The organism is Serratia sp. HRI (genome assembly GCF_010119335.3).
In the GTDB taxonomy this organism is placed as follows: Bacteria; Pseudomonadota; Gammaproteobacteria; order Enterobacterales; family Enterobacteriaceae; genus Serratia; species Serratia nevei.
In genome coordinates, this window is record NZ_CP083690.1 from 4,103,881 (window position 1) to 4,128,889 (window position 25,009).

23 protein-coding genes are annotated in these 25,009 nt (G+C 60.2%); 14 read left to right on the forward strand and 9 right to left on the reverse strand.

Going from position 1 to position 25,009, the window contains the following annotated elements:
* Window positions 1-371 precede the first annotated feature (371 nt).
* The gene (nudK, locus tag GF111_RS19635; protein WP_047730125.1) at window positions 372-947 is read left to right on the forward strand and encodes a GDP-mannose pyrophosphatase NudK; all 576 of its coding nucleotides are present in this window, start codon (window positions 372-374) and stop codon (window positions 945-947) included.
* Window positions 948-997: 50 nt separating this feature from the next.
* On the opposite strand, the gene tkt is transcribed toward nudK, so the two are convergent.
* Complete coding sequence (tkt, locus tag GF111_RS19640; protein WP_048234513.1) at window positions 998-2,992, reverse strand: transketolase; 1,995 nt, start codon at window positions 2,990-2,992, stop codon at window positions 998-1,000.
* Between the two features lie 18 nt (window positions 2,993-3,010).
* Window positions 3,011-3,961: a transaldolase gene (tal, locus tag GF111_RS19645; RefSeq protein ID WP_055313440.1), complete on the reverse strand. Its 951-nt coding sequence runs from the start codon at window positions 3,959-3,961 to the stop codon at window positions 3,011-3,013.
* A gap of 311 nt (window positions 3,962-4,272) precedes the next feature.
* On the opposite strand from tal, the gene GF111_RS19650 reads away from it, so the two are divergent.
* Entirely contained in the window at window positions 4,273-5,478 is a 1,206-nt protein-coding gene (locus tag GF111_RS19650) for an ISL3 family transposase (protein WP_224217747.1), read from the forward strand.
* A gap of 58 nt (window positions 5,479-5,536) precedes the next feature.
* On the opposite strand, the gene GF111_RS19655 is transcribed toward GF111_RS19650, so the two are convergent.
* On the reverse strand, window positions 5,537-6,130 hold the full coding sequence (locus tag GF111_RS19655; protein WP_047730128.1) for a lytic polysaccharide monooxygenase: 594 nt from the start codon (window positions 6,128-6,130) through the stop codon (window positions 5,537-5,539).
* A gap of 404 nt (window positions 6,131-6,534) precedes the next feature.
* Between GF111_RS19655 and GF111_RS19660 the strand changes: the two genes are divergently transcribed.
* The gene (locus GF111_RS19660) at window positions 6,535-7,476 is read left to right on the forward strand and encodes a LysR family transcriptional regulator (RefSeq protein ID WP_038881234.1); all 942 of its coding nucleotides are present in this window, start codon (window positions 6,535-6,537) and stop codon (window positions 7,474-7,476) included.
* Between the two features lie 85 nt (window positions 7,477-7,561).
* Here the strand turns inward: GF111_RS19660 and GF111_RS19665 are convergent, their stop codons facing one another.
* Entirely contained in the window at window positions 7,562-9,061 is a 1,500-nt protein-coding gene (locus tag GF111_RS19665; RefSeq protein ID WP_048234509.1) for a glycosyl hydrolase family 18 protein, read from the reverse strand.
* Between the two features lie 293 nt (window positions 9,062-9,354).
* On the opposite strand from GF111_RS19665, the gene GF111_RS19670 reads away from it, so the two are divergent.
* From GF111_RS19670 to GF111_RS19700, 7 genes are all read left to right on the forward strand, one after another.
* Window positions 9,355-9,681: a phage holin, lambda family gene (locus tag GF111_RS19670; RefSeq protein ID WP_004936551.1), complete on the forward strand. Its 327-nt coding sequence runs from the start codon at window positions 9,355-9,357 to the stop codon at window positions 9,679-9,681.
* Complete coding sequence (locus GF111_RS19675) at window positions 9,671-10,072, forward strand: M15 family metallopeptidase (RefSeq protein ID WP_038881240.1); 402 nt, start codon at window positions 9,671-9,673, stop codon at window positions 10,070-10,072. The genes GF111_RS19670 and GF111_RS19675 overlap by 11 nt, the downstream gene beginning before the upstream one ends.
* Window positions 10,069-10,449 (forward strand): DUF2570 family protein, encoded by a 381-nt coding sequence (locus GF111_RS19680; RefSeq protein WP_047730130.1) that lies wholly within the window; start codon window positions 10,069-10,071, stop codon window positions 10,447-10,449. The genes GF111_RS19675 and GF111_RS19680 overlap by 4 nt, the downstream gene beginning before the upstream one ends.
* The gene (locus GF111_RS19685; protein ID WP_038881246.1) at window positions 10,430-10,603 is read left to right on the forward strand and encodes a hypothetical protein; all 174 of its coding nucleotides are present in this window, start codon (window positions 10,430-10,432) and stop codon (window positions 10,601-10,603) included. Before GF111_RS19680 ends, GF111_RS19685 begins: the two co-directional genes overlap by 20 nt.
* Before the next feature lie 215 nt (window positions 10,604-10,818).
* A complete protein-coding gene (gene maeB / locus GF111_RS19690) occupies window positions 10,819-13,098 on the forward strand; it encodes an NADP-dependent oxaloacetate-decarboxylating malate dehydrogenase (protein WP_038881248.1) in 2,280 nt (759 codons plus the stop codon).
* A 108-nt stretch (window positions 13,099-13,206) separates the two neighbouring features.
* A complete protein-coding gene (locus GF111_RS19695; protein ID WP_004936539.1) occupies window positions 13,207-13,416 on the forward strand; it encodes a type II toxin-antitoxin system Phd/YefM family antitoxin in 210 nt (69 codons plus the stop codon).
* On the forward strand, window positions 13,413-13,769 hold the full coding sequence (locus GF111_RS19700) for a type II toxin-antitoxin system death-on-curing family toxin (RefSeq protein WP_224217748.1): 357 nt from the start codon (window positions 13,413-13,415) through the stop codon (window positions 13,767-13,769). The genes GF111_RS19695 and GF111_RS19700 overlap by 4 nt, the downstream gene beginning before the upstream one ends.
* 10 nt (window positions 13,770-13,779) lie before the next feature.
* On the opposite strand, the gene mmuM is transcribed toward GF111_RS19700, so the two are convergent.
* A complete protein-coding gene (mmuM, locus tag GF111_RS19705; protein WP_047730132.1) occupies window positions 13,780-14,718 on the reverse strand; it encodes a homocysteine S-methyltransferase in 939 nt (312 codons plus the stop codon).
* Window positions 14,708-16,117 carry an S-methylmethionine permease gene (gene mmuP, locus GF111_RS19710; protein ID WP_038881254.1) on the reverse strand — a complete coding sequence of 470 codons (1,410 nt, stop codon included), beginning with the start codon at window positions 16,115-16,117 and terminating at the stop codon, window positions 14,708-14,710. The genes mmuM and mmuP overlap by 11 nt, the downstream gene beginning before the upstream one ends.
* A 177-nt stretch (window positions 16,118-16,294) precedes the next feature.
* Here mmuP and GF111_RS19715 point away from each other — a divergent pair, with 177 nt between their 5' ends.
* From GF111_RS19715 to GF111_RS19730, 4 genes are all read left to right on the forward strand, one after another.
* Window positions 16,295-17,134 carry a ChaN family lipoprotein gene (locus GF111_RS19715; RefSeq protein ID WP_147190559.1) on the forward strand — a complete coding sequence of 280 codons (840 nt, stop codon included), beginning with the start codon at window positions 16,295-16,297 and terminating at the stop codon, window positions 17,132-17,134.
* A 102-nt stretch (window positions 17,135-17,236) separates the two neighbouring features.
* On the forward strand, window positions 17,237-18,034 hold the full coding sequence (locus GF111_RS19720) for an energy transducer TonB (RefSeq protein WP_055317351.1): 798 nt from the start codon (window positions 17,237-17,239) through the stop codon (window positions 18,032-18,034).
* Window positions 18,035-18,088: 54 nt separating this feature from the next.
* Complete coding sequence (locus tag GF111_RS19725) at window positions 18,089-20,215, forward strand: S9 family peptidase (protein ID WP_147190549.1); 2,127 nt, start codon at window positions 18,089-18,091, stop codon at window positions 20,213-20,215.
* Window positions 20,216-20,335: 120 nt separating this feature from the next.
* A complete protein-coding gene (locus tag GF111_RS19730) occupies window positions 20,336-22,576 on the forward strand; it encodes a TonB-dependent receptor domain-containing protein (protein WP_110593819.1) in 2,241 nt (746 codons plus the stop codon).
* Window positions 22,577-22,601: 25 nt separating this feature from the next.
* On the opposite strand, the gene GF111_RS19735 is transcribed toward GF111_RS19730, so the two are convergent.
* The 3 genes from GF111_RS19735 to amiA form a co-directional block, all read right to left on the reverse strand.
* Entirely contained in the window at window positions 22,602-23,057 is a 456-nt protein-coding gene (locus GF111_RS19735) for a YaiI/YqxD family protein (protein WP_038881320.1), read from the reverse strand.
* On the reverse strand, window positions 23,057-23,977 hold the full coding sequence (gene hemF, locus GF111_RS19740; protein ID WP_147190551.1) for an oxygen-dependent coproporphyrinogen oxidase: 921 nt from the start codon (window positions 23,975-23,977) through the stop codon (window positions 23,057-23,059). The genes GF111_RS19735 and hemF overlap by 1 nt, the downstream gene beginning before the upstream one ends.
* A gap of 65 nt (window positions 23,978-24,042) precedes the next feature.
* Entirely contained in the window at window positions 24,043-24,924 is an 882-nt protein-coding gene (amiA, locus tag GF111_RS19745) for an N-acetylmuramoyl-L-alanine amidase AmiA (RefSeq protein ID WP_047730137.1), read from the reverse strand.
* Window positions 24,925-25,009 lie beyond the last annotated feature (85 nt).

Genomic DNA, 25,009 nt, shown 5'->3' on the forward strand with positions numbered 1-25,009 from the left:
CTCAGGTAGGGCGCGTCGCCAGTTTCATTCGAAAGCAAAACTATAACTTTTGCAACTAAAATGCACCGCGATTTGTATCAAGTTGTCAACAAAACGGGAACAATTGTGGTTGTGTAATCAAATGAATAGCGAAACGCTCGTCGATGTTCCGCGGCGGGCTGATTTCCTCCGGCGATTTGTCTTTGGGGGGCGAATCGCACTGGGTTTTATGCAATGTCATGCGCCTGAGCGCGACTTATTTTTCATTATTTTAAGCAATGTTAAGTCCCGGCTTGTCCGACGGGCGCGGTGTGATTTTTGTTGCAAATCGTCTGCCGCGGCGCGGCCTAATCGCGGTATGATCTTCAGGTTACTACTCAAGGGAAAAGGGCATGTCGTCGAAAATTGAGAATGTGAAGAAAGAGCTGCTGTCGGACAACTGGTATGTGCTGCACAAGTACACGTTCGATCTGAAACGCAAAAACGGCGGTTCGGTGCAACAGATGCGCGAGGTCTACGATCGCGGCAACGGCGCCACCATTTTGCTGTACAACCGCGCCAAGGGCACGGTGGTGCTGACCAACCAGTTCCGCATGCCGACCTATGTCAACGGCAACGAAAGCGGCATGCTGCTCGAGGCCTGCGCCGGCCTGCTGGACGCCGATTCGCCGGAGCAGTGCGCGCGCCGCGAAGCGGTGGAGGAAACCGGCTTCCAGGTGAGCGAGGTCAAGAAAATCTTCGAAGCCTACATGTCGCCGGGCGGCGTGACCGAGATCGTGCACTTCTTTATCGCCGAATACCATGACGATGAGCGGCGCGCGGCCGGCGGCGGCATTGAAGATGAAGATATCGAAGTGATCGAACTGCCGTTCAGCGAAGCGGTGGCGATGATCGCCGACGGCCGCATTAAAGACGGCAAGACCATCATGCTGCTGCAATATTTGCAGATTCATCGGGTGATGGCATAAAAAAAACCGGTCACGATGACCGGCTTTTTTATCGGCTTGCGCCAGGCCGCTTACTTCAGCAGCGCCTGCGCCTTGGCCACCACGTTGTCCACGGTGAAGCCGAACTCGGCGAACAGCTGCTCCGCCGGCGCCGACTCACCGAAGGTGGTCATGCCCACGATGGCGCCGTTCAGGCCCACGTACTTGTACCAGTAGTCCGCGATACCCGCTTCCACCGCCACGCGCGCCGTTACCGCCGCCGGCAACACCGACTCGCGGTACGCCGCATCCTGCTTGTCGAACGCGTCGGTCGACGGCATCGACACCACGCGCACCTTGCGGCCCGCTGCGGTCAGCTTGTCCGCCGCTTCCACCGTGATGCCCACTTCGGAGCCGGTGGCAATCAGGATGACGTCCGGCGTGCCCGCGCAGTCTTTCAGCACGTAGCCGCCGCGGTACACGTTCGCCAGCTGCTCTGCGCTGCGCGGCTGCTGGGTCAGGTTCTGGCGCGAGAACACCAGCGTGGTCGGGCCGTCGTTGCGCTCGATGCCGTACTGCCACGCCACCGCCGACTCCACCTGGTCACACGGGCGCCAGGTGCTCATGTTCGGGGTCACGCGCAGGCTCGCCAGCTGCTCCACCGGCTGGTGGGTCGGGCCGTCTTCGCCCAGACCGATGGAGTCGTGGGTGTAGACGAACACGTTGCGCAGCTTCATCAGCGCCGCCATGCGCACCGCGTTGCGGGCGTATTCTACAAACATCAGGAAGGTCGCCGAGTACGGCAGGAAGCCGCCGTGCAGCGCGATGCCGTTGGTGATGGCGGTCATGCCGAACTCGCGCACGCCGTAATGAATGTAGTTGCCCGCCGGGTCAACGTTCAGCGCTTTCGAGCCGGACCACATGGTCAGGTTGCTCGGTGCCAGGTCGGCAGAGCCGCCCAGGAACTCCGGCAGCACCTTGCCGAACGCTTCCAGCGCGTTCTGCGACGCCTTGCGGCTGGCGATGTTGGCCGGGTTGGCCTGCAGTTTTTCCACGAATGCTTTGGCGTCAGCTTTCCAGTCGGCCGGCAGCTCGCCGTTCATGCGGCGCTTGAACTCGGCAGCCTGCTCCGGGAAGGCCCTGGCGTAGGCGGCGAACTTGTCGTTCCAGGCCGCTTCTTTGGCCTGACCGGCTTCTTTGGCGTCCCACTGGGCGTAGATGTCCTGCGGGATTTCAAAGGCGGCGTATTTCCAGCCAAGCCGCTCGCGGGTGGCGGCCACTTCGGCTGCGCCCAGCGCGGCGCCGTGCACGTCATGGGTGCCGGCCTTGTTCGGCGAACCGAAGCCGATAACGGTCTTGCACATCAGCAGCGACGGCTTGTCGGTCACCTTGCGCGCTTCCTCAATCGCGGCCTTGATGGCATCCGGGTTGTGGCCGTCAACGTTGCGCACCACGTGCCAGCCGTAGGCTTCGAAACGCAGGGCGGTGTCGTCGGTGAACCAGCCGTCGACGTGGCCGTCGATGGAGATGCCGTTGTCATCGTAGAAAGCGGTCAGCTTGCCGAGCTTGAGGGTACCGGCCAGAGAACAGACTTCGTGCGAGATGCCTTCCATCATGCAGCCGTCGCCCATGAAGGCGTAGGTGTGGTGGTCAACGATGTCGTGGCCCGGGCGGTTGAACTGCGCCGCCAGGGTGCGTTCGGCGATGGCGAAGCCGACGGCGTTGGCGATGCCCTGGCCCAGCGGGCCGGTGGTGGTTTCAACGCCTGGGGTGTAGCCGTACTCCGGGTGCCCTGGGGTCTTGGAGTGCAGCTGACGGAAGTTTTCCAGCTCGCGCATCGGCAAGTCATAGCCGGTGAGGTGCAGGAGGCTGTAAATCAACATGGAGCCGTGGCCGTTGGAGAGCACGAAACGGTCGCGGTCAGCCCAGTGCGGGTTAGTCGGGTTGTGGTTGAGGTAGTCACGCCACAGGACTTCGGCGATGTCCGCCATGCCCATAGGGGCACCCGGGTGGCCGGAATTTGCTTTTTGTACGGCGTCCATGCTGAGTGCGCGGATGGCGTTGGCAAGCTCTTTACGAGAAGACATAACGAAACTCCAGTACGGTTACAGTTGAGCGACCAGCATGTCTTCCAGCTTCTGCTGGTCGACGGCGAACAGGCGAATGCCTTCGGCGAGTTTTTCCACCGCCATGGCGTCCTGATTGTGCAGCCAGCGGAACTCCGCTTCGGCCAGCGGGGCAGGTTGGTGGAAGCCCTCGGTAGACGGGGTCAGCTTACGCTCGACCGGCCGGTCGCTGTTTTTCAGCTGTTCCAAAAGGTTTGGTGCGATGGTCAGGCGATCGCAGCCGGCCAGCGCCAAAATCTGCTCAACCTTACGGAAGCTGGCGCCCATGATCACCGTCTGGTAACGATGACGCTTGTAGTACTCATAGATGGTACGCACCGACTTCACGCCCGGATCCTGATCGGCATTGTAGTCGGCGGCAGGCTGTTTGGCCTGGTACCAGTCATAGATGCGGCCGACGAACGGCGAGATCAGATACACGCCGGCTTCGGCGCAGGCGCGGGCCTGGGCGAAAGAGAACAGCAGCGTCAGGTTGGTGTTGATGCCTTCTTTTTCCAGCTCTTCGGCGGCTTTGATGCCTTCCCAGGTGGAAGCCAGTTTGATCAGGATGCGCGATTTGTCGATGCCCTGTTCTTGATACATGGCGATCAGCTTGCGCGCTTTGGCGACGCACATGCCGCGATCGAACGACAGGCGGGCGTCCACTTCGGTGGAGATGCGGCCCGGCACGCTTTTGAGGATCTCGACGCCGATATTGACCGCCAGCTTATCGCTGGCGTTGATCAGCTGGGTTTCCTTGCTGCCGCCCTGACGACGTGCGTAATCCAGTGCTTCGACGATCAGCGCTTTATACTGCGGCAGCGCGGCGGCTTTCAGGATCAGCGAAGGGTTGGTGGTGGCGTCCTGGGGTTCGAACTGGCGGATGGATTCGATATCGCCGCTGTCGGCGACCACCGTGGTCAGCTGCTTGAGTGCGTCTAATTGATTCATTAATAAGCTCCTTGACCAAGCTCAACGTAGGGAAATGAGAACCTTTTTCATCATAGGGGGAACACACTGCATCATCGGGTCGGGAATGAAAATGCGCTTTTTCTGATTGTTGCGATGGATAATAACAATGAATGCCGAATAAACCCAGGCGGGGCACGGCTTGCAGCGGGGGGAGGTGAAGGGGGCGGTAAAGTGAGAGGCAAAAAAGAAGGTTCATCGCGCTTTAGCGTGAACCAATAGAAAACGGCAGTCAGAACGTTTAGGTTTGTATTCGCCAAAACACACCCTAAACCTTCAAAACTGCCGTCACTATGAATGCTAACCTTTGCTCCCTGTTCTGGGAAGGCTTTATCGTCAATTCCTTCTCGCATCCTTCTGCCAACTCCCTGCTTATCCAGCTCCAGCCTGACGCTGCCGTCATGCCCTGTTGTCGTCGTTGTGAGCGGCGGGTGCCTGTTGTGCATGATGTTTCCTTCCGCCGAGTGCGTGAACGCCAGCTGCTCGATTGGGTCGTCTGGCTCAACGTCCCCGTCCGGCGCCTGTGTTGCCCCCATTGCGGGGTCACCACCGAAAAAATCAGCTGGTTGCCTGAACGCCAGAGATATACCACGACGCTATCCGTATGGGTTGAGTCACTGGTCCGTTTACTGCCGATTAAGCACGTTGCACAACTCACCGGCCTGCACTGGCATACGGTCAAGAATATCGACTACCGGCGTCTGCTGCGGGAACGGACAGAGCCGCAGCGCCATACCCTCCGCCGTCTGGTGATGGATGAGTTCGCCCTGTTCAAAGGACATCGTTATGCCACCGTGGTGATGGATGCGGATACGCAACAGGTGTTGTGGGTGGGCGAAGGCCGCAGCAGAGCGGCCTTCCGCCCCTTCTTCGTCTGGCTGGGCGCTGAAGGTTGTGCCGCTATCCAGTCTGTCGCCATGGATATGAATACGGCGTTAGACCTGGAGGTCAGGCATCACTGCCCGCAGGCGGAAGTGGTCTATGACTTGTTCCATGTGGTGGCAAAGTATGGCCGGGAGGTTATCGACCGGGTCCGCGTCGACCAGGCCAATCAACTCCGTGATAACCCAAAATCGCGTCAGGTCATCAAACGCAGCCGCTGGCTGCTGCTGCGCAACCCCGAAAACCTGCCCGAAGGGCATGAGGTAAAGCTCACGGCGTTGCTGGAGGCGAATCAGCCGCTGAATGTGGTCTGGCTGATGAAAACGACGCTGAAAGAACTGTGGTACGCCCCGAGTGAACAAGAGGCGCAGAGACGCTGGACAAGCTGGTACAGGCAGTCTCAGGAAAGCGGAATCAAGGCGTTGCAACACTTCGCCGAGAAACTGAAAGGGTATGTCGGTGGCATCATCGCGAGTGCCAGACACAGGTTGAATACCAGCGTGCTGGAAGGGATGAACAATAAGATAAAAGTGATGAAGCGGATGGCCTATGGATACCGGGATAACGCTTACTTCTTCCTGAAAATCAAAGCAGCGTTCCCCGGTAAAGCGCGATGAACCAAAAAGAAGGGTTCAGCGCCAGGCTGAACCCTCAACGATCTCCTCATTTGGCCGATTATTTGCTCAGGTTGACATCGATTGCCTGGTAGAAGGCGTTGGCGGTGTCGGCTATATCCCACACGGCAAGGATCACGTGCGAACCGCTGCGGTCTGCCGGTATATTGCACTGGTGGGTCACCTGTGCGGCAGGGATGGCGCCGCCGTCGTTGAACTGGCAGAACGGCGTCAGTTCAAAGGAGGCGCGGGTCAGCGGCTGGGAAGCGTCCCAGTTCGGCTTGGTGATGAAATAGCGCCAGCTGGTGGTGCTGTGACGCGCGGTCAGCTTCCAGGTAAAGGAATTCGGGCCGGTTTTCAGGTTGAGCTTGTTCCAGCGCGTCGGCGTTTGCTGATCCAGTTCGAAGAAGGTGGACTTGTCGGCGCTGGCGATATGGCCGTCAGCCGGGCCGGCCTGCGGGAAGCCTTTCAGGCCTTCGACGCTCTGCGGTTCATATTGCACGCTGCCGCACTGGGTGTTGAGCTGCAGTTTGCACTGGTAGGCGCGGCTGGCCGGCGACTCGACATAACCGTGGGCATTCGCCTGTTGCGAAACGCCGAACATGGCCGCGCTCAGCAGGCCCAGAGAGAGCAGGGTACGGGAAGTTTTGTTCATAAGTCACTCCTGACTGAAATTATGTTGTAAGTTGAGCGTATTTCACCGACAAAATGAGAGGCTAATAACGCAATTAGAAATAACCCTGTTTGTCGGCTTGTTTTATTTTTATCATTCTGGTTGTGCAGCAGAGCGGAATGTTTTAGCGGCTATTAACGAAAATTATTATGATGACGATCTTTGATCGTTAGGTTGAATTTATTTAACTGTCACAGTGTAAAAGCACGGCGCTATGATGAAATTTATATCATGTAGTGATGAATAGTATTTAAGATAGCGCTCTCATTTATGAAGTATATTGCTTGTTGCCTTGAGTACCCTTGTTCGATTTGATCGATTTTTGTGCGCCACCACCTTGGGAATTTAGTGTCATTTTTCTTATTTTATTTTAAAGAGGAATTTGTATGACTAGATTATCCCTGGACGCGATTAAAATAATCAGCACCATCAAGAGCACCGGCTCTTTCTCTATGGCGGCGGAGGCACTGCATAAAACGCCTTCGGCGATCTCTTATCGGGTTTCCAATATTGAAAGCAAACTCTGCGTGAAACTTTTTCATCGCAATGGCCCCATGATTACCCTGACGGATGAAGGGGAATTTCTCCTGCAGGAGGGCAGCTGGATATTAAATGCGGTGCAGGATCTGGAAAGTCGGGTAAGAAACATCCCCAAGCTGGACAATAATATCCGCCTGGCGGTGGACACCTTCTTCCCGCTGGAGACCCTGACGCAGGATATCCGTGACTATATTCAGCATTGCCCGAACGCCAATATCTCGGTGCAGCGGGAAGCGCTGAACGGCACCTGGGATGCGCTGAAGAACAACCGGGCGGACCTGATCATCGCCATCGGCCAAATTCCCGACAGCGTACAGGCCAAAACCCTGATGCTCGGCAAGCTCAACTTCGTGCTGTGCGTGTCGCCTTCGCACCCGTTTGCGGCGCAGAGAAAGCCGGTGTGCAAGAAGCAGCGCTTGAACGACATCGTGGTGGTGATCGCCGACAGCAGCCATGAGCTGCCTAAACGCAATCACGGCACACTGCCTCTGCAGCGTCAGCTGGTGGTGTGCGACGTGGAAAGCAACCTGGCGCTGCTCAAACGCGGCATCGGCCACGCTTTTCTGCCGCCTGCGCTGATCGAAAAGGAATTGGCCAGCGGCGAACTGGTGACGGTGCCGGTGGAGATGCAAAAGGGCGACGAAATGATTTGGCTGGCGTGGCATCCGGCCAGCAAGGGCGCCGGGTTTAGCTGGTGGCATGAGCGGCTGACGCGCAAAAGCGATGTTTACAGCCTGATGGGCCGGGAAGTGGTGCGGGATGGCGGCTATCCTTGGTGCCACAACTGAAGGAATAGAGACGAAGGGACGCGAAAATCAAACGGTTAACTCAATGAAAACCCCGCAGCGTTCGGCTACGGGGTTTTTTTATGGCTTACGCCACGCGGCCTACTTTCAGCCAGGCGCTGTCGGAACCCGGCGCCGAGGTGATATAGCCCCACTTGGTCTGCCAGACGTAACCCTGATAGGACACCAGCGCGCCCTGCGCGTAAATAGTGCCCGGCACGTAGGCCGGCGCGGTCATGATCGGCAGGTTGCCGGGGCCGACGCCGGTGTAGCGCAGGCCGGTGCCCATATCCAGCTGGCTGTCGTCGTAGTCTGCGGCGTTGAAATAGCGATCCAGCGCGGCCAGCAGATCGCCGTTGCGGTTGTCTTGCCCCAGATGCCAGAACATCACGCCGCCCAGCTGCTGCTGCTTGATGTACTTCGCTTTGTATTTGAAGCTTTCGGCATCGTCATAGGTGACGAACAGCCCGTTCTGCGCATGATACAGGTAAGGGGTTTTGGTCTTGTCGTTCCACAACCGCTGATAGCCGTAGTTGCCCTGCAGCATCTGCTCCAGCTGGCGATAGGAGGCGATGCGCGGATCTTTGTCGCGCACGCACTCTTCGCAGCCCACCAACCAGTAGTCGGTGCTTGGATACGGATCTTCGCCCGGCGTGCTGTGGCTGCTGTACTGGCCGCCGTTGCTGCCGCTGACGCCTTTGAAGGCGCGGCCGTAGAAGGGGACGCCCATCACGATCTTGGCGCTTGGCACGCCTTCCATCATCAGGTGTTGCTGCACCGCGGCGTCGACCGTCAGGCTGAACGGGCTGGGGAAGGCGCGGGTCAGCTCTTCCCAGCTCCAGCCCAGATTGGCTTCGCGCAGCGCGTTGTAGAAGGTCGGCCCGGCCGCGTCACCGAACAGCGCCGCCTGGTGGTTGGTTACCTTCTCCCAGGGGCCGGCCAGATCGTAGGTCATCAGGTTGATGTAATCGAGTGGCGCGACGATCTGCGCCAGCTTGCTGTAATAGCGCGACAGGAAGAAAGCGCCGCCGGCGCCGGCGATGGTCAACTGGTACGGCAGCGCCTGGCGGCCGTCGGTGACGGTTTGCTGGTTCAGCAGGGTGCGGATCTCTTGCAGCGCGGCGATGAAACCATCCACTTCTGAGGCCTGCGGGTACTCCCAGTCGATGTCCACGCCGTCGAAGCCGTAATCCTTCATGATGCGCACGCAGGATTTGGCAAACTTGGTGCGCGACGCCGGGGTTTTCACCGCGTTGACGTAGTTGGCGTGCGACACGCCCAGATCGTTGGAGTAGTACCAGCCGCCGATGGAGAACATGATGCGCAGGCTGGGGTTGTGCGCTTTGAGCGCGGTCAGGCGATTGACCACATCACGCGCCTTGGCGTCGTTGGTGGCCGGATCCCAGGCGCATTCCAGATTGCTGTTGATATCCAGGAACGAGAAGTTGATGTGCGTCAGCTGTTTGGCTTTGGCCGGCGTGATGTTGGAAACCGGGAACGGCACGACGGACGTATCGGACTCGGTGTAATTATTGATTTGGTTAGTTGGAATAAAATAATACCCAATAACGGCTTTGCGTGTGGACATGATATTTCTCCAGAGTGGATGTTTTTATGATGGGGAACTATTTCCCACAGCCATTAATGTTTATTTTTGGTGAAAATAAAAGTCGAAATAAATCACGATAACAATGAATTTTTGTTCACCGTCACCTGCATTGGCGTTTAGGTGTTGTGCCAGCGCTCAGCATGAATGAATTCGACCATAGGGTCTGTATTTATTCATTTGCTTTGTCATAGCATCCTTAACTAGATTCTGATTATCCGATGTCCCACCGGCCGTGATTGGCATTTAATTAAAAATAAAAAAGGAGATGAGCTATGTCCAGCATAGAGCCTGACGCTGTTGGCTTAATAGTCCAGCGAGTATGTGAATATCTTCAGCCGGTATTAAACGCCATTTTGGCCGGCGTAATGGCGCTATTGCACGGCGCCTACCGCAACGTGGGTATTCGGCGGCGTTTATTGAATGCGGCGATGTGCGCGTTATTGGCCTGGACGGTGCGCGATGCGCTGGCGCTGATGGGCCTGGAATTAAAGTGGGCGAATTTAGCCAGCGTGCTGATTGGCTTTATGGGGGCGGATTACATCAACGCCTTAATTAAGAAATTCATTGGCAAAAAAACGGGGTTTAAAAATGTTAAATGACATCGAAGATATTCGTTTTACCGCCCGCAGCGAAGAGAACCTGCGCGGCGTACACCCGGATCTGGTGCGCGTTATTCGTTTGGCGCTGCGTTATTCGCTGGTGCCGTTCTCCGTCAGTGAGGGGCTGCGCAGCATGGCGCGCCAGCGGGAAATGGTGCGCGCCGGCAGCAGCCAAACGTTGCGCAGCCGCCACCTGACCGGCCACGCGGTGGACGTGGTGGCGATGCCGGCGGGCGTGGTTTCCTGGGAGTGGGATTACTACGCGCAGATTGCGGTGGCGGTGCGGCGCGCGGCGCGTGAATGCGGGGTTAACGTCGAATGGGGCGGCGAGTGGAAAACCCTCAAGGATGGCCCGCATTTCCAGCTGGCGTTCCGGGATTACCCGGCATGAGCGACTGGCTGCAAAAACTGCTGCAGGGCGGGTTGCTGCTGCTGTTGCTGGCGGCCATCTGCCTCGGCGGCTACAGCTCGCTGCTGTCGCACCAGTTGGCGTCCGCGCGGCAACAGGCGGCAGAGCTGCAGAAAAGCCTGGCGCAGCAGGCCGGGCTGATCGCCACCCTGCAGACCCAGGATGCGCAAAACCGTGCGCTGATGGCGGCGCAGCAGCGGCAGGAACGGCAGCTGCGCCAACAACACGAGGCTTATCAGAGGAAATACCGTGAAGCGATTAAAAACGATCCCTGCGCCGCTCAGCCTCTGCCTGGCGCTGTGCTTGAGCTCTTGCGCCCGGCCGCCGGCGCCGCAGGCCGTGCCGCTGTTGCCCCCTGAGTCGGTATTCGCGCCCTGTGAGCAACCGCAGCTGCAAGGGGAGACCTGGGGCGATGCGGTAAGCTATACCCTGGCGTTACAAACCTCGTTACACATTTGCGCCGGCCAGGTGGAGACGCTCAACGCCTGGCGCACCACGCTGCCGCCACGTTGACGGCGGCGTTTCTGTGCGCGTCCCGCAGACCTTCTTTTTTTTACTTTTAAAACGGTCTTTCGGCCAAGGTTATGGCCCGCTTCAAAGTTTGTGATGTTTCTCTCACTATACTTCAAGGCTGCGCCCTGTCATTGTACTTGGGCGCCACGGCCCACGGCAGGGCGCAGCCTCAAAGCCTTACCTCAACATAAAAGCAAAAAACAAAGGAATCCATAATGGACGAACAGCTCAAACAGAGTGCCCTTGATTTCCATCAGTTTCCTGTCCCAGGGAAGATCCAGGTTTCCCCCACCAAACCGTTGGCGACCCAGCGCGATCTGGCGTTGGCCTATTCGCCGGGCGTCGCCGCGCCTTGCCTCGAGATCGCCGAAGATCCGTTGGCAGCCTACAAATACACCGCGCGCGGCAACCTGGTGGCGGTGATTTCCAACGGCACGGCGGTACTGGGTCTGGGCAATATCGGCGCGTTGGCCGGTAAGCCGGTGATGGAAGGCAAGGGCGTTTTGTTCAAGAAGTTTTCCGGTATTGATGTGTTTGATATCGAAGTGGATGAGCATAACCCTGACAAGTTAATCGACATTATCGCCGCGCTGGAACCGACCTTCGGCGGCATCAACCTGGAAGACATCAAGGCGCCGGAGTGTTTCTACATCGAACAGAAACTGCGCGAGCGCATGAAGATCCCGGTGTTCCACGATGACCAGCACGGCACGGCGATCATCACCACTGCGGCGGTGCTCAACGGCCTGCGCGTGGTGAAGAAGAATATCTCCGACGTACGCCTGGTGGTGTCCGGCGCCGGCGCGGCCTCCATCGCCTGCCTGAACCTGCTGGTGGCGCTGGGGCTGCGGCAACAGAACATCACCGTTTGCGACTCCAAGGGCGTCATCTATAAAGGCCGCGACGCCAATATGGAGCAGACCAAAGCCGCCTACGCCATCGAGGATAACGGCCAGCGCACGCTGGGCGACGCCATCCCGAACGCCGACATCTTCCTCGGCTGCTCCGGCCCGGGCGTCCTGACGCAGGATATGGTGAAAACCATGGCGCGCGATCCGCTGATCATGGCGCTGGCCAACCCGGAACCGGAAATTTTACCGCCGCTGGCCAAAGCGGTGCGCCCGGACGCCATCATCTGCACCGGCCGCTCCGACTACCCGAACCAGGTGAATAACGTCCTGTGCTTCCCGTTTATTTTCCGCGGCGCGCTGGACGTGGGCGCCACCACCATCAACGAAGAGATGAAGCTGGCCTGCGTGCATGCCATCGCCGATCTGGCGCTGGCGGAGCAGAGCGACGTGGTGGCTTCCGCCTATGACGACCAGGATCTCTCCTTCGGGCCGGAATACATCATTCCGAAACCGTTCGATCCGCGCCTGATCGTCAAGATCGCGCCGGCGGTGGCCAAGGCGGCGATGGAGTCCGGCGTGGCGACGCGCCCGATCGAAGACTTCGACGCCTACGTCGAGAAGCTGGCGGAGTTCGTCTACAAAACCAACCTGTTCATGAAGCCGATCTTCTCGCAGGCGCGCAAAGAGGTGAAGCGGGTGGTGCTGGCGGAAGGCGAGGAAGAGCGCGTGCTGCACGCCACGCAGGAGCTGGTGTCGCAGGGGCTGGCCTTCCCGATCCTGGTCGGCCGCCCGAGCGTGATCGAGATGCGCCTGAAAAAATTGGGTCTGCAGCTGACGCCGGGCAAGGATTTCGAAGTGGTGAACAACGAGTCGGATCCGCGCTTTAACGAATACTGGGGCGAGTACTACCAGATCATGAAGCGTCGCGGCGTCTCGCAGGAACAGGCGCGTCGTGCGGTGATCGGCAACCCGACGCTGATCGCCGCCATCATGCTGCACCGCGGCGAAGCGGATGCGATGATCTGCGGCACCATCGGCAGCTACCATGAGCATTACGACGTGGTGAAGAACGTGTTCGGCTTCCGTGAAGGCGCGCACGTCGCCGGCGCGATGAACGCGCTGCTGCTGCCGAGCGGCAACACCTTTATCGCCGACACCTACGTCAACGACGATCCGACGCCGGAGCAGCTGGCGGAGATCACCCTGATGGCGGCGGAAACCGTGCGCCGCTTCGGCATCGAGCCGAAGGTGGCGCTGCTGTCTCACTCCAGCTTCGGCTCTTCCGACTGCCCGGCGGCGCGCAAGATGCGCAAAACGCTGGAGCTGGTGAACGAGCTGGCGCCGGAGCTGGAGATCGACGGCGAAATGCACGGTGACGCCGCATTGGTGGAAAGCATCCGTCACGATCTGATGCCGGACAGCCCGCTGAAAGGCTCGGCCAACCTGCTGATCATGCCGAACATGGAAGCGGCGCGCATCAGCTACAACCTGCTGCGCGTCTCCTGCTCGGAAGGGGTGACCGTCGGGCCGGTGCTGATGGGGGTCGCCAAGCCGGTGCACATCCTGACGCCGATCGCCTCGGTGCGCCGCATCGTCAACATGGTGGCGCTGGCGGTGGTGGAAGCCCAGACCGAACCGCTGTAAGCCCGGGTTGAGTGACTGGCCCCCTGCGCCGTTGGCGCCGGGGGCTTTTTATTTCCAGCGGACGTGGTACAAATAATCGTCAAATATGTACATGTACAGGTAAAGAAAATGACTACGATTAGCTACACGGCGGCGAGAAACAATTTGGCCGAGGTGCTTTTGGAAGCGCAAAAACAGCCGGTGGAAGTGACGCGCCGCGGACACGATGAGGTTTACATCATCAGTAAGGCCGACTATGAGGTCTTGGTCAAAGCCAAGGTGAAAGCGCGCATTCAGGCTAAACACGCGGATACGATTAAGGCGCTGGCGAATAGATGATCTTTTTGACCGCAGAGGATATTGCGGAATTCAATGCTGAAATAGTGCCTCACGGCCGCCAGGAAGGCAGAAAAGTTGAGGCTGCCGCCAACCGCGTGCTCAATGCTTACCACTACGAAAACGTCACCGACGTTTATCGTTTGGCCGCGCTCTATCTCATCGCCATCAGCCACGGTCACATTTTTCTTGATGGCAACAAACGTACGGCCTTCCAAAGCATGGCGCTATTTCTCGGTATTAATGGCATTGCACTGCGGGAAGATGCAGAATTGGTCGAAATTACGGTTGAAGCAGCTCAAGGCCGCCTCAACGTTGAACAAGCCGCGGAGCAACTGCGCCTGCTAACCGAATAACCCCCCTTTCTCATTTCTTGCAGCGTGCGGCGATGGCGCGGATATCCTGCGGGGTGGTGCGGCAACAGCCGCCGATCAATTGTACGCCGAGCGCGCGCCACTCCACCGCCTGATCGGCCAGGCTGCCGTGCTCGCCGCCGCAGGCGTGCCAGGTTTTGCTCACCGCATCGTAGTGCTCGCCGGAGTTCGGATACACCAGCAGCGGTTTATCGGCCAGCGCGCCCAGTTGGCGCAGCGCCGGGGCGACCTTGTCCAGTGCGATGCAGTTGATGCCGATGGCCAACACCTGCGGGTTGCCGCGCAGCGCGGACAGGACCTCCGGCAGCGGCGTGCCGTCGCTGAGGTGTTGGCTGTCGCGCAGGGTGAAGGCGAACCAGGCGCCGAGCGTCGGGAATTCCTGCAGCAGCGTCAGCAGCGCCTGCAGTTCGGCGAACGACGGCAGTGTTTCGCAGGCCAGCAGATCGACGCCGGCGGCGGCCAGCGCGGCGAGGCGCGGGCGGTGGAAGGCGATCATGTCATCCTGCGCCAGCCGGTAGTCGCCGCGGTATTCCGAGCCGTCGGCCAGATAGGCGCCGTACGGGCCCACCGAGCCGGCGATCAGCAGCGGCGCGGCCTGCGGGTGCGCGGCCAGATAATCCCGGCGCGCGCGTTGCGCCAGCTGCACGCTTTTGGCGATCAGCGCCAGCGATTGCTCCTGATCCAGGCCGCGGCGCAAGAAGCCCTGCGGCGTGGCCTGATAGCTGGCGGTGATGGCGCAGTGGGCGCCTGCGTTGAAATAATCGAGATGCACCTGATAGATAAGCTCGGGATTCTCAATCAGCACCTTGGCCGACCACAGCGGATCGGTCAGATCGCAGCCGCGCGCTTCCAGCTCGGTGGCCAGCGCGCCGTCCAGGATCAGCGTGGGGTGTTCGGCCAGCAGGCGGGCGACGGGGTTGTTAACCGACATGTTGTTCTCCCAAAGCGGTTTTTTGTCCGGCGCGCCGGGTCAGGAAATAGGTGAGGTAACACAGGGCGACGAACGGCAGCCCGCAGTAGAGCGCAATGCGCTGCTCCGGATCGAACGCCAGCCCGATGCAGGCCAGCAGGCACAGCGCAAAGCCGAGGATCGGCGTCAGCGGGTAGCCGGGCGCGCGGTATTTCAGGCCGCTTATCGGCTGGCCGCTGCGCAGGTAGGCGCGGCGGAAAGCAAAGTGGGCCGCGCAGATGCTCAGCCACACCGCCACCACCGCAAAACCGGAGATCGCCGACAGGGCGACGAACACCGTGTCCGGCGCGATCACGCTGGTCAACAGCGCCAGCACGCCGCCGAGCATGCTGAAGGTCAGGGCGTTGATCGGAATGCCGCGTGTATTGACGCGCGCAAAGTAGGCCGGCAGGGTGCGCTGGTGGGCCAGCGACCACAGCATGCGCCCCGAGGCGTACAGGCCGGAGTTGGCCGCCGACAGGATGGCGGTCAGGATCACGAAGTTGAAGATATCGGCGGCGTAAGGCACGCCGATGCGTTCAAACACCAGCACAAACGGGCTTTTGACGATCCCCGCCTGATCCATCGGGATCAACGCCGCCAGCACGAAGACCGTGCCGATAAAGAATAGCATCAGGCGGATCACCGTAGTGCGGATCGCCAGCGGCACGACTTTTTCCGGGTTCTCGGTTTCACCGGCGGCGATGCCGATCAGCTCCGTGCCGGAGAAGGCGAAGTTCACCGCCACCATGGTCATCAGGATCGGCAGCGTGCCGTGCGGCAGCCAGCCGGAAGCGGTCAGGTTATGCAGGAACGGCGCCGGCGTGCCGTCTTTCATCGGCAGCAGGCCAAACATGGCGGCGCCGCCCAGAATGATAAACGCCAGAATGGTCACCACTTTGATCAGCGAAAACCAGAATTCGCTTTCGGCGAAAAAGCGGGTGGTCACCACGTTAAGCAGGAAAATGGCCGCGCAGAAGATCAGGCACCACAGCCACACCGGCGACTGCGGGAACCAGTACTGCATGCAGAATCCGGCGGCGGTCAGGCTGGAGCCGAGCGCCACCGTCCAGGTGAGCCAATACAGCCAGGCGACGGCATAGCCGGTGGCCGGCCCCAGATAGCGCGAAGCATAGACGTGAAAAGCGCCGGTTTCCGGCATCGCCACCGACAGCTCGCCCAGGCACAGCATCACCAGATACACCACCAGCGCGCCGATCAGGTAGGCCAGCAGTGTGCCGAGCGCCCCGGTGGTGGAGATGATGTAGCCGGTGTTGAAAAACAGCCCGGTGCCGATCACGCCGCCCAGCGACAGCATCACCAGGTGCCGGGCCTTCATGCTGCGTTTGAACTGTCCTGCGGCGGGTGCCGATGGTTGCATAATAATCTATCCGTATAGACGTCTAAATATCTGAATGGCTATTGGTTATACCCGCAATGCTTTTTCAACGCAATGCGCAGCCGGCGATCGGCGCGTAAAAAAATCGTTAAGTCGGATCTATATGCAAATGATAATTATTATCTATAATGTCGCCATTTTCGATAATGGGGCCACATGATGAGATACCTGATTTTATTGGCGGCGTTGGCGCTCGGCGCCTGCAGCCAGGCGCCGGTGAAAGCGCCGGCCAACGACGTCGCGAGTTTGGGGAGCATCACCGATCTGCACAGCGGCGCGACCCTGACGCCGGAGCAGCTGTTGACGCGATTGGCGCGGCAGCCGCGGGTGATCCTGGGGGAGAAGCATGACAATCCTTATCACCATCAGATTGAGCAATGGCTGGTGCAGCAGCTGCCGCTGCGGCGGCCGCAGGGCAGCGTGCTGATGGAGATGATCAACCCGAGCCAACAGGCGCAGGTCGACAAGGTCAAGCGGTGGTTGCAGAGCGATCCCACGGTGCGTGACGGCCGCGTAGCGGAGCTGATCGCCTGGCAGCCGGGCTGGAAGTGGGAGCTGTATGGCGGGGTGACGATGGCGGCGATGCGCGCGCCTTACCCGCTGTGGTCGGCCAACCTGGATCGCAGCGAGATTACGGCGTTCTATCAGCAGCCGCAGTTCCCGGCGGGGCAGCTATCGGCGCAGCCGGCGGTGCGCAAGGCGCTGGAAGAGACCATCCGCACTTCGCACGGCGGCCAGATTGAGGCCGACCAGCTGCAGGCGATGTTGGCGATCCAGCAGCAGCGCGACCGGCGCATGGCGGAACGTCTGCTGGCGGCGCCGACGCCCGCGCTGCTGATCGCCGGCGGCTATCACGCCGCCAAATCGGTGGGGGTGCCGCTGCACGTGCGGGATCTGCAACCGGCGGCGGCGCCGACGGTGCTGATGTTGGCGGAGCCGGGCGTACAGGTCGATGCGAACACCGCAGACTACCTGTGGATCACACCATCAGTGAAATGAATACGTTAAGACAGTGAAAAGGGGTGTTAATTATAATTGCAAATGATTATCATTAGTAAATGTGATCTGCAATCATTCGCAATTAAGCAAGCTAATGCCCCTATGTTAAGTCAGTCTTACTCCCTCCCGGCCTTTGAACTGCCGCAGCCGCGCTGGGCGCGCGGCCTGCTGCTCGCCCTGGCGGCGCACGCGGCGTTGGTGCTGCTGTTTTACTGGCCGCAGACGGCGCTGGAGCCGGTGGTACTGCCACCGCCGGCGGTGATGATGAGCTGGGCGGCGCAGATTGAAGCGCCGGAAAGCAAGCCGCTGCCGCTGGGCGTGCAGCAGGCGGAATCCGCCGCGGCGCAGCCTGCGGAGCAGCAGCAACAGCCGGATCTGCCCAAGCTGGCGCGCGCCGAGAAAGCGAAAATCGTGACGGCGCAGAAGAAGCGCGCCAAACACCGCCCTCCGCAAAAATCGCAGCCGAAGCCGCAGGAACAGGCCAAAGAGACGCGCAATGCCGCCGCGTCCAGCGCCGCCGCGCCGCAGGCGCAGACGCTCTCCCATCAGACCGCCGCACCGATCAACAGCGACGCCAACAGCAACGCGCAGGCCAAACTGTCGTGGGAGAGCCTGGTGAAAGGCAAACTGAACCGCATCAAGGATTACCCTTTGGATGCCCGCAGCCGTCGGCGCAGCGGCATGCCGCAGGTCAGCTTCAGCGTCGACGCGCAGGGGCGGGTCTCGAACCTCATGCTGCAGGTGCGTTCCGGCACCGCGTCGCTGGATCGGGAAGCGGTGGCGGTGGTGTCACGCGCCCAGCCGTTGCCGCCGCCGCCGCCGGAGATGCTGCAGCAGGGGGCCGTCAAGGTGACGATGCCGATCGATTTCAATCTGGCGGAGCTGAATGCCCGCCGTTAATGCCCGCAGGCGCCGCATCGCCGTCGTGCGCCTCTTCAAACTTCGTGAGGGATTATGAATCCGCTGTTATTCACCCCGCGCCGTCGCATCGCGGCCGCGCTCTGGCTTTCTTTAGGCATCGCCGGCGCCGCGCTGGCGCAACCGCAGCCGCCGTTGGCGGAGCGCGCGCCGAAAGCGCTGACCGCCCACGGCGAGACGCGCACCGACGATTACTACTGGCTGCGCGACGACAGCCGAAAAGAGCCGAAGGTGCTGGACTACCTGAAGGCGGAGAACCGCTACACCGAGCAGATGATGGCGCCGTACCAGAAGCTGCGCGCCACGCTGTATCAGGAGATGCTGGGCCGCATGAACCCTGACGATCGTTCGGTGCCGTATCAGCTCAACGGCTATCGCTATCAGGAAAGCTACGCTGCCGGTAAAGATTTCGCGTTGTATCAGCGCCAGGCGCTCACCGCCGACGCGCCGTGGCAAACCCTGCTGGACGCCAATCAGCGCGCGGCCGGCCACGCCTACTATCGCCTGGGGGCGATGGATGTCAGCCAGGACAACCGCCGGCTGGCGGTGGCCGAAGATCTGCAGGGCCGCCGCCAATACCGCATCTCCCTGCGCGATATAGGCAGCGAACGCTGGTCGCCGGAAACGCTGGAAAACACCTCCGGCAACATGGTGTGGGCCAACGACAACCAAACCCTGTTCTACGTGCGCAACCACCCACAAACGCTGTTGCCATACCAGGTCTATCGCCATCAGTACGGTACGCCGACGGCGGAAGATAAGCTGGTGTACCAGGAAAACGATCCGGCGTTCTACCTCAGCCTCGGCCGCTCGTCCTCGCGCGATTACCTGATTCTGACCATCAGCGGCAACACCACCTCCGAAGTGCGCCTGATCGACGCCAACCAGCCGCAGCGCGAGCCGCAGCTGTTCGCCGCCCGGCAGAACGGCCGCGAGTATTACCTCGATCACTACCGCGGTGAGTTCTACCTGCGTTCCAACCATCAGGATCCGAACTTTGGCCTGTACCGCACGGCGGCGGCGGGCAAACCCTGGCAGACGCTGATCGCGCCGCAGGCGCAGCACGAGGTGGAGAACTTCAGCCTGTTCCGCGACTGGCTGGTGGTGCAGGAGCGCGCCAACGGGCTGGTGCAGCTGCGGCAAATCAGCTGGGACGGCAAAACCGAGCGCGCCATCCCGTTCGACGACGCCAGCTACATGGCCTGGCTGGGCTATAACCCTGAGCCGGACAGCGATCGCTTGCGCTACGGCTATTCGGCGATGACCACGCCGACCCACACCTATGAGTGGGATCTGAACAAGGGCGAGCGCACCCTGCTGAAGCAGCAGGAGGTGAAAGGTGTCGATCCGAGCCTGTATCACAGCGAGCGCATCTGGGTCACGGCGCGCGACGGCGTGAAGGTGCCGGTCTCGCTGGTGTACCGCACATCGCTGTTCAAAAACGGGCATAACCCGCTGCTGGTTTACGGCTACGGCGCTTACGGCATGAGCATGGATCCGGCGTTCAGCGCCAACCGCATCAGCCTGCTGGATCGCGGCTTCGTCTATGCGCTGATCCACGTGCGCGGCGGCGGCGAGCTGGGGCAGAGCTGGTACAAGCAGGGCAAGCTGACGCATAAACCGAACAGCTTCAACGACTTCATCGACGCCACCCAGGCGCTGATCAAAGACGGCTACGGCCAACCGGGGCGCATCTACGCCATGGGCGGCAGCGCCGGCGGCTTGCTGATGGGAGCGGTGATCAATCAGGCGCCGCAGCTGTACAACGCGGTGGTGGCGCAGGTGCCGTTCGTCGACGTGGTGACCACCATGATGGACGACAGCATTCCACTCACCACCGGGGAATACGAGGAGTGGGGCAACCCGCACCAGTCGGCCGCCTATGCGCTGATGAAGTCCTACAGCCCGTACGACAACGTGCGCAGGCAGCGTTACCCGAACCTGCTGGTCACCAGCGGCTTGTACGACTCGCAGGTGCAGTATTGGGAGCCGGCCAAATGGGTAGCGAAGCTGCGGCGCTTCAAGCAGGGCGATTCGCTGCTGCTGCTCTCTACCGACATGACCGCCGGCCACGGCGGCAAATCGGGCCGCCTGGCGCGGCTGGAAAACGGCGCGCTGGAGTACGCCTTTATTCTGGCGGCGGATCGGCAGGCGCAGAAATAACCTTCAGCGCCGCAGCACGCTGCGGCGCAATAAAACAATAACAACTTTTACCGCGCTTTCGGCGGGCTTTTTGCTGGGCATTGTCGGCCATCAAACCTTATTGGCTATTTCTGGGGATATATGAAAATCAAAATGATAGCGAGCCTGATCGGCGCGGGACTGGCGCTGTACGGGCCGGCTGCGGCCGCGCAGGAACAGGCGGAAAATAATAAAGGCAGCGTGGCGTTCAGCCCGCTCAACGTCTCGGCCGCCGACAGCGGCAAGAGCAGCGAAAAAGACGCATTGGCCCGGCCGGGCGCGTTCAGCTCGCGCGATGAAAACAAGAATCTGGAGTCGGTGGACAGCATTCTGCGCAGTATGCCGGGCACCTATACCCAGATCGATCCCGGCCAGGGATCGGTCAGCGTCAATATTCGCGGCCTGAGCGGCTTTGGCCGGGTCAACACCATGGTCGACGGCATCACGCAAAACTACTACGGCAACTCGCCGAGCGACGCAGCGCACGGGGGATTGCCCACCAGCCAGTTCGGGGCGTTGATCGATCCTAACTTTATCGTCGGCGTCGACGTGGCGCGCGGCAATGCCACCGGCTCCGCTGGGGTGAACGCTCTGGCGGGCAGCGCCAACTTCCGCACTATCGGCGTGGACGACGTGGTGTTTTCCGATAACCCGTTCGGCGTGCGCACCAAATTCTCGGTGGGCAATAACGGCATCGGCCGCAGCGGCATGATCGCCGTCGGTGCCAAAACCGCCGCCTTTGCCGACGGCGGCAGCCTGGGAGCGATGGCAGCGATCAGCGGCAGTTCCATCACCTCCAACTACAAAAACGGCGCCGGTTTCGACAGCGAGATGTTCAACGTCGATAAAACCTACCGCCAGAACCCGAAATCCCAGCTGTTTAAGGTGGACATCAAGCCGGATGCCTTTAACAGCATCGAACTGTCGGCGCGCAGCTACCAGAATAAAATCACCCGCCGCCACATCGACAGCGACGATTTTTACCTTAAATATCACTACGCGCCGTTCTCGGAACTGATCGATTTCAACCTGACCGCCAGCACCAGCCGGGGTGAGCAGAAATTCATGTCCAACAACATGGCGGGCTTCAGCGACAGCACGGCGAAAAACATCTCCGATGCGCTGGATATCAACAACACCAGCCGTTTCAGCCAGCAGGACGTCGATTTCGCCTTCAGCTACGGCGGCAAGCTGGTGCGCAACGAGTATAAGAAAAAGGCCTCCGGTTTGGTGACGGATGACAATCAGGCGGAAAGCATGCCGGTGGGAATGTCGGGCAAGCAGGATATCTCCAGCCTGTACAGTGGGTTGCAGGCCAACTACGGTATCTGGCAGGGGAATTTCGATCTGAACTACACCGCCTATCGCCTTTCCGGCTATAAGCCAGCCTGTGACGAGCGCGTAGAGTGCTTCCCGCAGGGCGCCGGCAATATCAACCGCAACGAACACGGCTTCAACCCGTCGGTCATGCTGTCGGCGCAGGTGACGCCGTGGCTGCAACCTTTCGTCAGCTACAGCAAGTCGATGCGCGGGCCGAATATCCAGGAGGTGTTCTTCGCCAACAGCGGCGGTCAGTCGATGAACCCGTTCCTGAAGGGCGAAAAAGCGGAGACCTGGCAGGGCGGTTTCAATGCCAATGCCCACGATCTGTTGTTCAAGCAGGACAGTTTCCAACTGAAAGCGGTCTATTTCGAAACCAGAATCAAAAACTACATATCCAGCCAAACCTACCTGGTGTGTAAAAACCGCCAGAAGTGCAACCGTTCGCAGGCGACGCAGGAAGAGTGGGATAACGCGGACGTCAACGTCAGCATGACCATGTACAGCAACGCCCCCGAACCGGTCAAAATGCGCGGGGTGGAGCTTGAAGCGCTGTACGACGCCGGTTTCGCCTTCACCAAGCTGTCGTTAAGCAAGGAGCATACCTCGCAGCCGACCAACCAGGCCAGCAACGTGTTCGGCGCGGGCGATGTCAGCGAACTGCCGGAATTCTACTTCACGCTGGACAGCGGGGTACGCTTGCTGGACGAGAAACTGACGCTGGGCGGGGTGGTGAAATACACCGGCAAATCGGTGCGCCTGTCGCCGGACTCTGATTACGATGAGAATGAGCAGTTGCTGAAAGAGCCGGCGCCGCATATTCCGACCATTATCGATCTATACGGCACCTATCAGGTGAATCGCAATCTGTTGCTGAAGCTCAGCGTGCAAAACCTGATGGACAAAGACTATTCGGACGCGCTGAACAAGATGAACTCGCTGCCGTCGCAGTCGCAGTATGAGACGCCGACCAACACCGCCCGTGGGCGGACTTATATCTTCGGCGGGGAGGTGCGCTTCTAAACCGCAGCGAAACGGGCGCAGTTCATCACAGCGCCCGTTTCGCCTGCAGCAGCCATTTGTCCAGCTCGTTGGCGAACTGCTGGCGGTCGCGCTGGTTCAGCGCGTTCGGGCCGCCGGTCTGGATGCCGCTGGCGCGCAGGGTATCCATAAAATCGCGCATGTTGAGGCGCTCGCGGATGGTGTCCGGCGTATAGCGTTCGCCGCGCGGGTTCAGCGCCACCGCGCCTTTCTCTATCACCTCTGCCGCCAGCGGGATATCGGCGGTGATCACCAGATCGCCTGCTTCGCAGCGGCGCACGATCTCGTTGTCGGCCACGTCGAAGCCGGCCGCGACTTGCAATGAACGAATGTACTTAGACGGCGGCGTGCGCAATGGCTGATTCGCCACCAGCGTCACGGTGATGGCGGTGCGATCGGCGGCGCGGAACAGCACTTCCTTGATCACGTTCGGACAGGCGTCCGCATCGACCCAAATCTGCATCATTTCGGCTCCTGCAGCCAGTCGCGCACCGGCAGGAAATCGCGCGCCAGCGCCGCTTCCGGGCTGTCGGCGTCCGGCTGGTAATTATATTCCCAACGCACCAGCGGCGGCATCGACATCAGGATGGACTCGGTGCGCCCGCCGGTTTGCAGCCCGAACAGCGTGCCGCGATCCCACACCAGGTTGAATTCCACGTAGCGGCCGCGGCGATACAGCTGGAACTGGCGCTCGCGCTCGCCCCAGGTCAAGGCCTTGCGTTTTTCGACGATCGGCAGATAGGCGTCGAGGAAGCCCTGGCCCACCGCGCGGGTGAAGGCGAAGCAGTGGCCGAAGTCCGGGGTGTTCAGATCGTCGTAGAACAGGCCGCCGATGCCGCGTGCTTCGTTGCGATGCTTAATGAAGAAGTAATCGTCGCACCATTGCTTGTATTTCGGGTAGACCTCGTCGCCGAACGGCGCACACAGATCGGCCGCGGTGCGGTGCCAGTGCACGGCATCCTCTTCGAAGCCGTAGAACGGCGTCAGATCAAAGCCGCCGCCGAACCACCACACCGGCGCTTCGCCCGGTTTTTCGGCGATGAAGAAACGCACGTTGGCGTGGCTGGTGGGCACGTAAGGGCTGAACGGATGGATAACCAACGAGACGCCCATCGCCTGGAAGCTGCGCCCGGCCAGTTCCGGACGGTGCGCGGTGGCCGAGGCCGGCAGGGTGGCGCCGGAGACGTGCGAGAAGTTGACCCCCGCCTGTTCAAACACCGCGCCGTTGGTCAGCACGCGGCTGCGGCCACCGCCGCCTTCTTCACGCGTCCATTGGTCTTCGGTGAACACGGCACCGCCGTCGGCCTGGGCGAGCTGCGCGCAGATATGATCCTGCAGCGCCAGCAGGAAGGATTTTACTTCAGCGATGTTAGGTAAACTCATGCGGGGTCTTTATAGCGTCTGGCTGAACAAGGCGCTGAGTATACTCTTATTCGCCGCGCGCGGCATCAGCGGGGTTTGCGCTGGTGGGCGTCGAAGTAGTCGAAGAAGTTGACGATGCCATCCGCGATGGCGCGGGCTATTTTCTCGCGAAACGCGGTGGTGCCCAGCAGCCGCTCTTCGTTTGGGTTGGTGATGAACGAGGTTTCCACCAGCACCGAGGGAATGGACGGGGATTTTAACACCGCGAACGCCGCCTGTTCGGTGCTGTCGCTGTGCAGGTGGTGTACCGGGCGAATTTGGCCGAGCACGTGGCGGCCGAGCGTCAGGCTGTTGTTGATGGTGTCGGTTTGCACCAGATCGAACAGCACCTGCTGCAGGTAGTTGTCCTGATCCTTGTACTTGCCGCCCGCCACGTCGTCGGCGGCGTTTTCACGGTTGGACAGGTAGCGCGCCATGGCGCTGCTGGCGCCGCGGTTGGAGAGGGCGAACACCGAAGCGCCGGAGGCCGATGGGCTGGTAAAGCCGTCGGCGTGAATCGAAATGAACAGGTCAGCCTGATGCTGGTGGGCGATCTCCACCCGTTGGAACAGCGGAATGAACTCGTCTTCTTCGCGCGTCAGGCGCGCCTCGACGTGGTCGTGCTCATGCAGAAAACGGCGCACGTGGTTGGCGATTTCCAGCACGATGTGTTTTTCCTGCGAGCCTTCGTGGCCGACCGCGCCGGAGTCGATGCCGCCGTGGCCGGGATCGATCATCACCAGCTTTTTGCCGCCGGCCGGTTTCGCCGCCGGTTTGCTGTGCTGATTGCGCAGCAGGCCTTCCGCCCTGGCGCTGCGGTTTTTCACGCCGAACAGCGCCACCGCCAGGCCGGAAAGCAAAAGTTGGCGTCGCGTCGGGGAAACGGCAAGCGGCTTAAAATTGAGGAATTGTTTACCCTGCTTTTTCATTACGCAACGCTCCATCGACGTTTCTATTTTGCGACGTTATATCGTATTGATAATCATTAATCGACCCGATAACTATTTCCATTTA

Coding starts and splice junctions, on each gene's coding strand:
- amiA (WP_047730137.1), bottom strand. CDS start 24,924: ATGAAAAAGCAGGGTAAACAATTCCTCAATTTTAAGCCGCTTGCCGTT.
- GF111_RS19700 (WP_224217748.1), top strand. CDS start 13,413: ATGATCTTTTTGACCGCAGAGGATATTGCGGAATTCAATGCTGAAATA.
- mmuP (WP_038881254.1), bottom strand. CDS start 16,117: ATGCAACCATCGGCACCCGCCGCAGGACAGTTCAAACGCAGCATGAAG.
- GF111_RS19655 (WP_047730128.1), bottom strand. CDS start 6,130: ATGAACAAAACTTCCCGTACCCTGCTCTCTCTGGGCCTGCTGAGCGCG.
- GF111_RS19675 (WP_038881240.1), top strand. CDS start 9,671: ATGTTAAATGACATCGAAGATATTCGTTTTACCGCCCGCAGCGAAGAG.
- nudK (WP_047730125.1), top strand. CDS start 372: ATGTCGTCGAAAATTGAGAATGTGAAGAAAGAGCTGCTGTCGGACAAC.
- GF111_RS19665 (WP_048234509.1), bottom strand. CDS start 9,061: ATGTCCACACGCAAAGCCGTTATTGGGTATTATTTTATTCCAACTAAC.
- GF111_RS19730 (WP_110593819.1), top strand. CDS start 20,336: ATGAAAATCAAAATGATAGCGAGCCTGATCGGCGCGGGACTGGCGCTG.
- GF111_RS19735 (WP_038881320.1), bottom strand. CDS start 23,057: ATGCAGATTTGGGTCGATGCGGACGCCTGTCCGAACGTGATCAAGGAA.
- GF111_RS19660 (WP_038881234.1), top strand. CDS start 6,535: ATGACTAGATTATCCCTGGACGCGATTAAAATAATCAGCACCATCAAG.
- hemF (WP_147190551.1), bottom strand. CDS start 23,977: ATGAGTTTACCTAACATCGCTGAAGTAAAATCCTTCCTGCTGGCGCTG.
- mmuM (WP_047730132.1), bottom strand. CDS start 14,718: ATGTCGGTTAACAACCCCGTCGCCCGCCTGCTGGCCGAACACCCCACG.
- maeB (WP_038881248.1), top strand. CDS start 10,819: ATGGACGAACAGCTCAAACAGAGTGCCCTTGATTTCCATCAGTTTCCT.
- GF111_RS19680 (WP_047730130.1), top strand. CDS start 10,069: ATGAGCGACTGGCTGCAAAAACTGCTGCAGGGCGGGTTGCTGCTGCTG.
- GF111_RS19720 (WP_055317351.1), top strand. CDS start 17,237: ATGTTAAGTCAGTCTTACTCCCTCCCGGCCTTTGAACTGCCGCAGCCG.
- GF111_RS19695 (WP_004936539.1), top strand. CDS start 13,207: ATGACTACGATTAGCTACACGGCGGCGAGAAACAATTTGGCCGAGGTG.
- GF111_RS19725 (WP_147190549.1), top strand. CDS start 18,089: ATGAATCCGCTGTTATTCACCCCGCGCCGTCGCATCGCGGCCGCGCTC.
- GF111_RS19715 (WP_147190559.1), top strand. CDS start 16,295: ATGAGATACCTGATTTTATTGGCGGCGTTGGCGCTCGGCGCCTGCAGC.
- GF111_RS19670 (WP_004936551.1), top strand. CDS start 9,355: ATGTCCAGCATAGAGCCTGACGCTGTTGGCTTAATAGTCCAGCGAGTA.
- tal (WP_055313440.1), bottom strand. CDS start 3,961: ATGAATCAATTAGACGCACTCAAGCAGCTGACCACGGTGGTCGCCGAC.
- GF111_RS19650 (WP_224217747.1), top strand. CDS start 4,273: ATGAATGCTAACCTTTGCTCCCTGTTCTGGGAAGGCTTTATCGTCAAT.
- tkt (WP_048234513.1), bottom strand. CDS start 2,992: ATGTCTTCTCGTAAAGAGCTTGCCAACGCCATCCGCGCACTCAGCATG.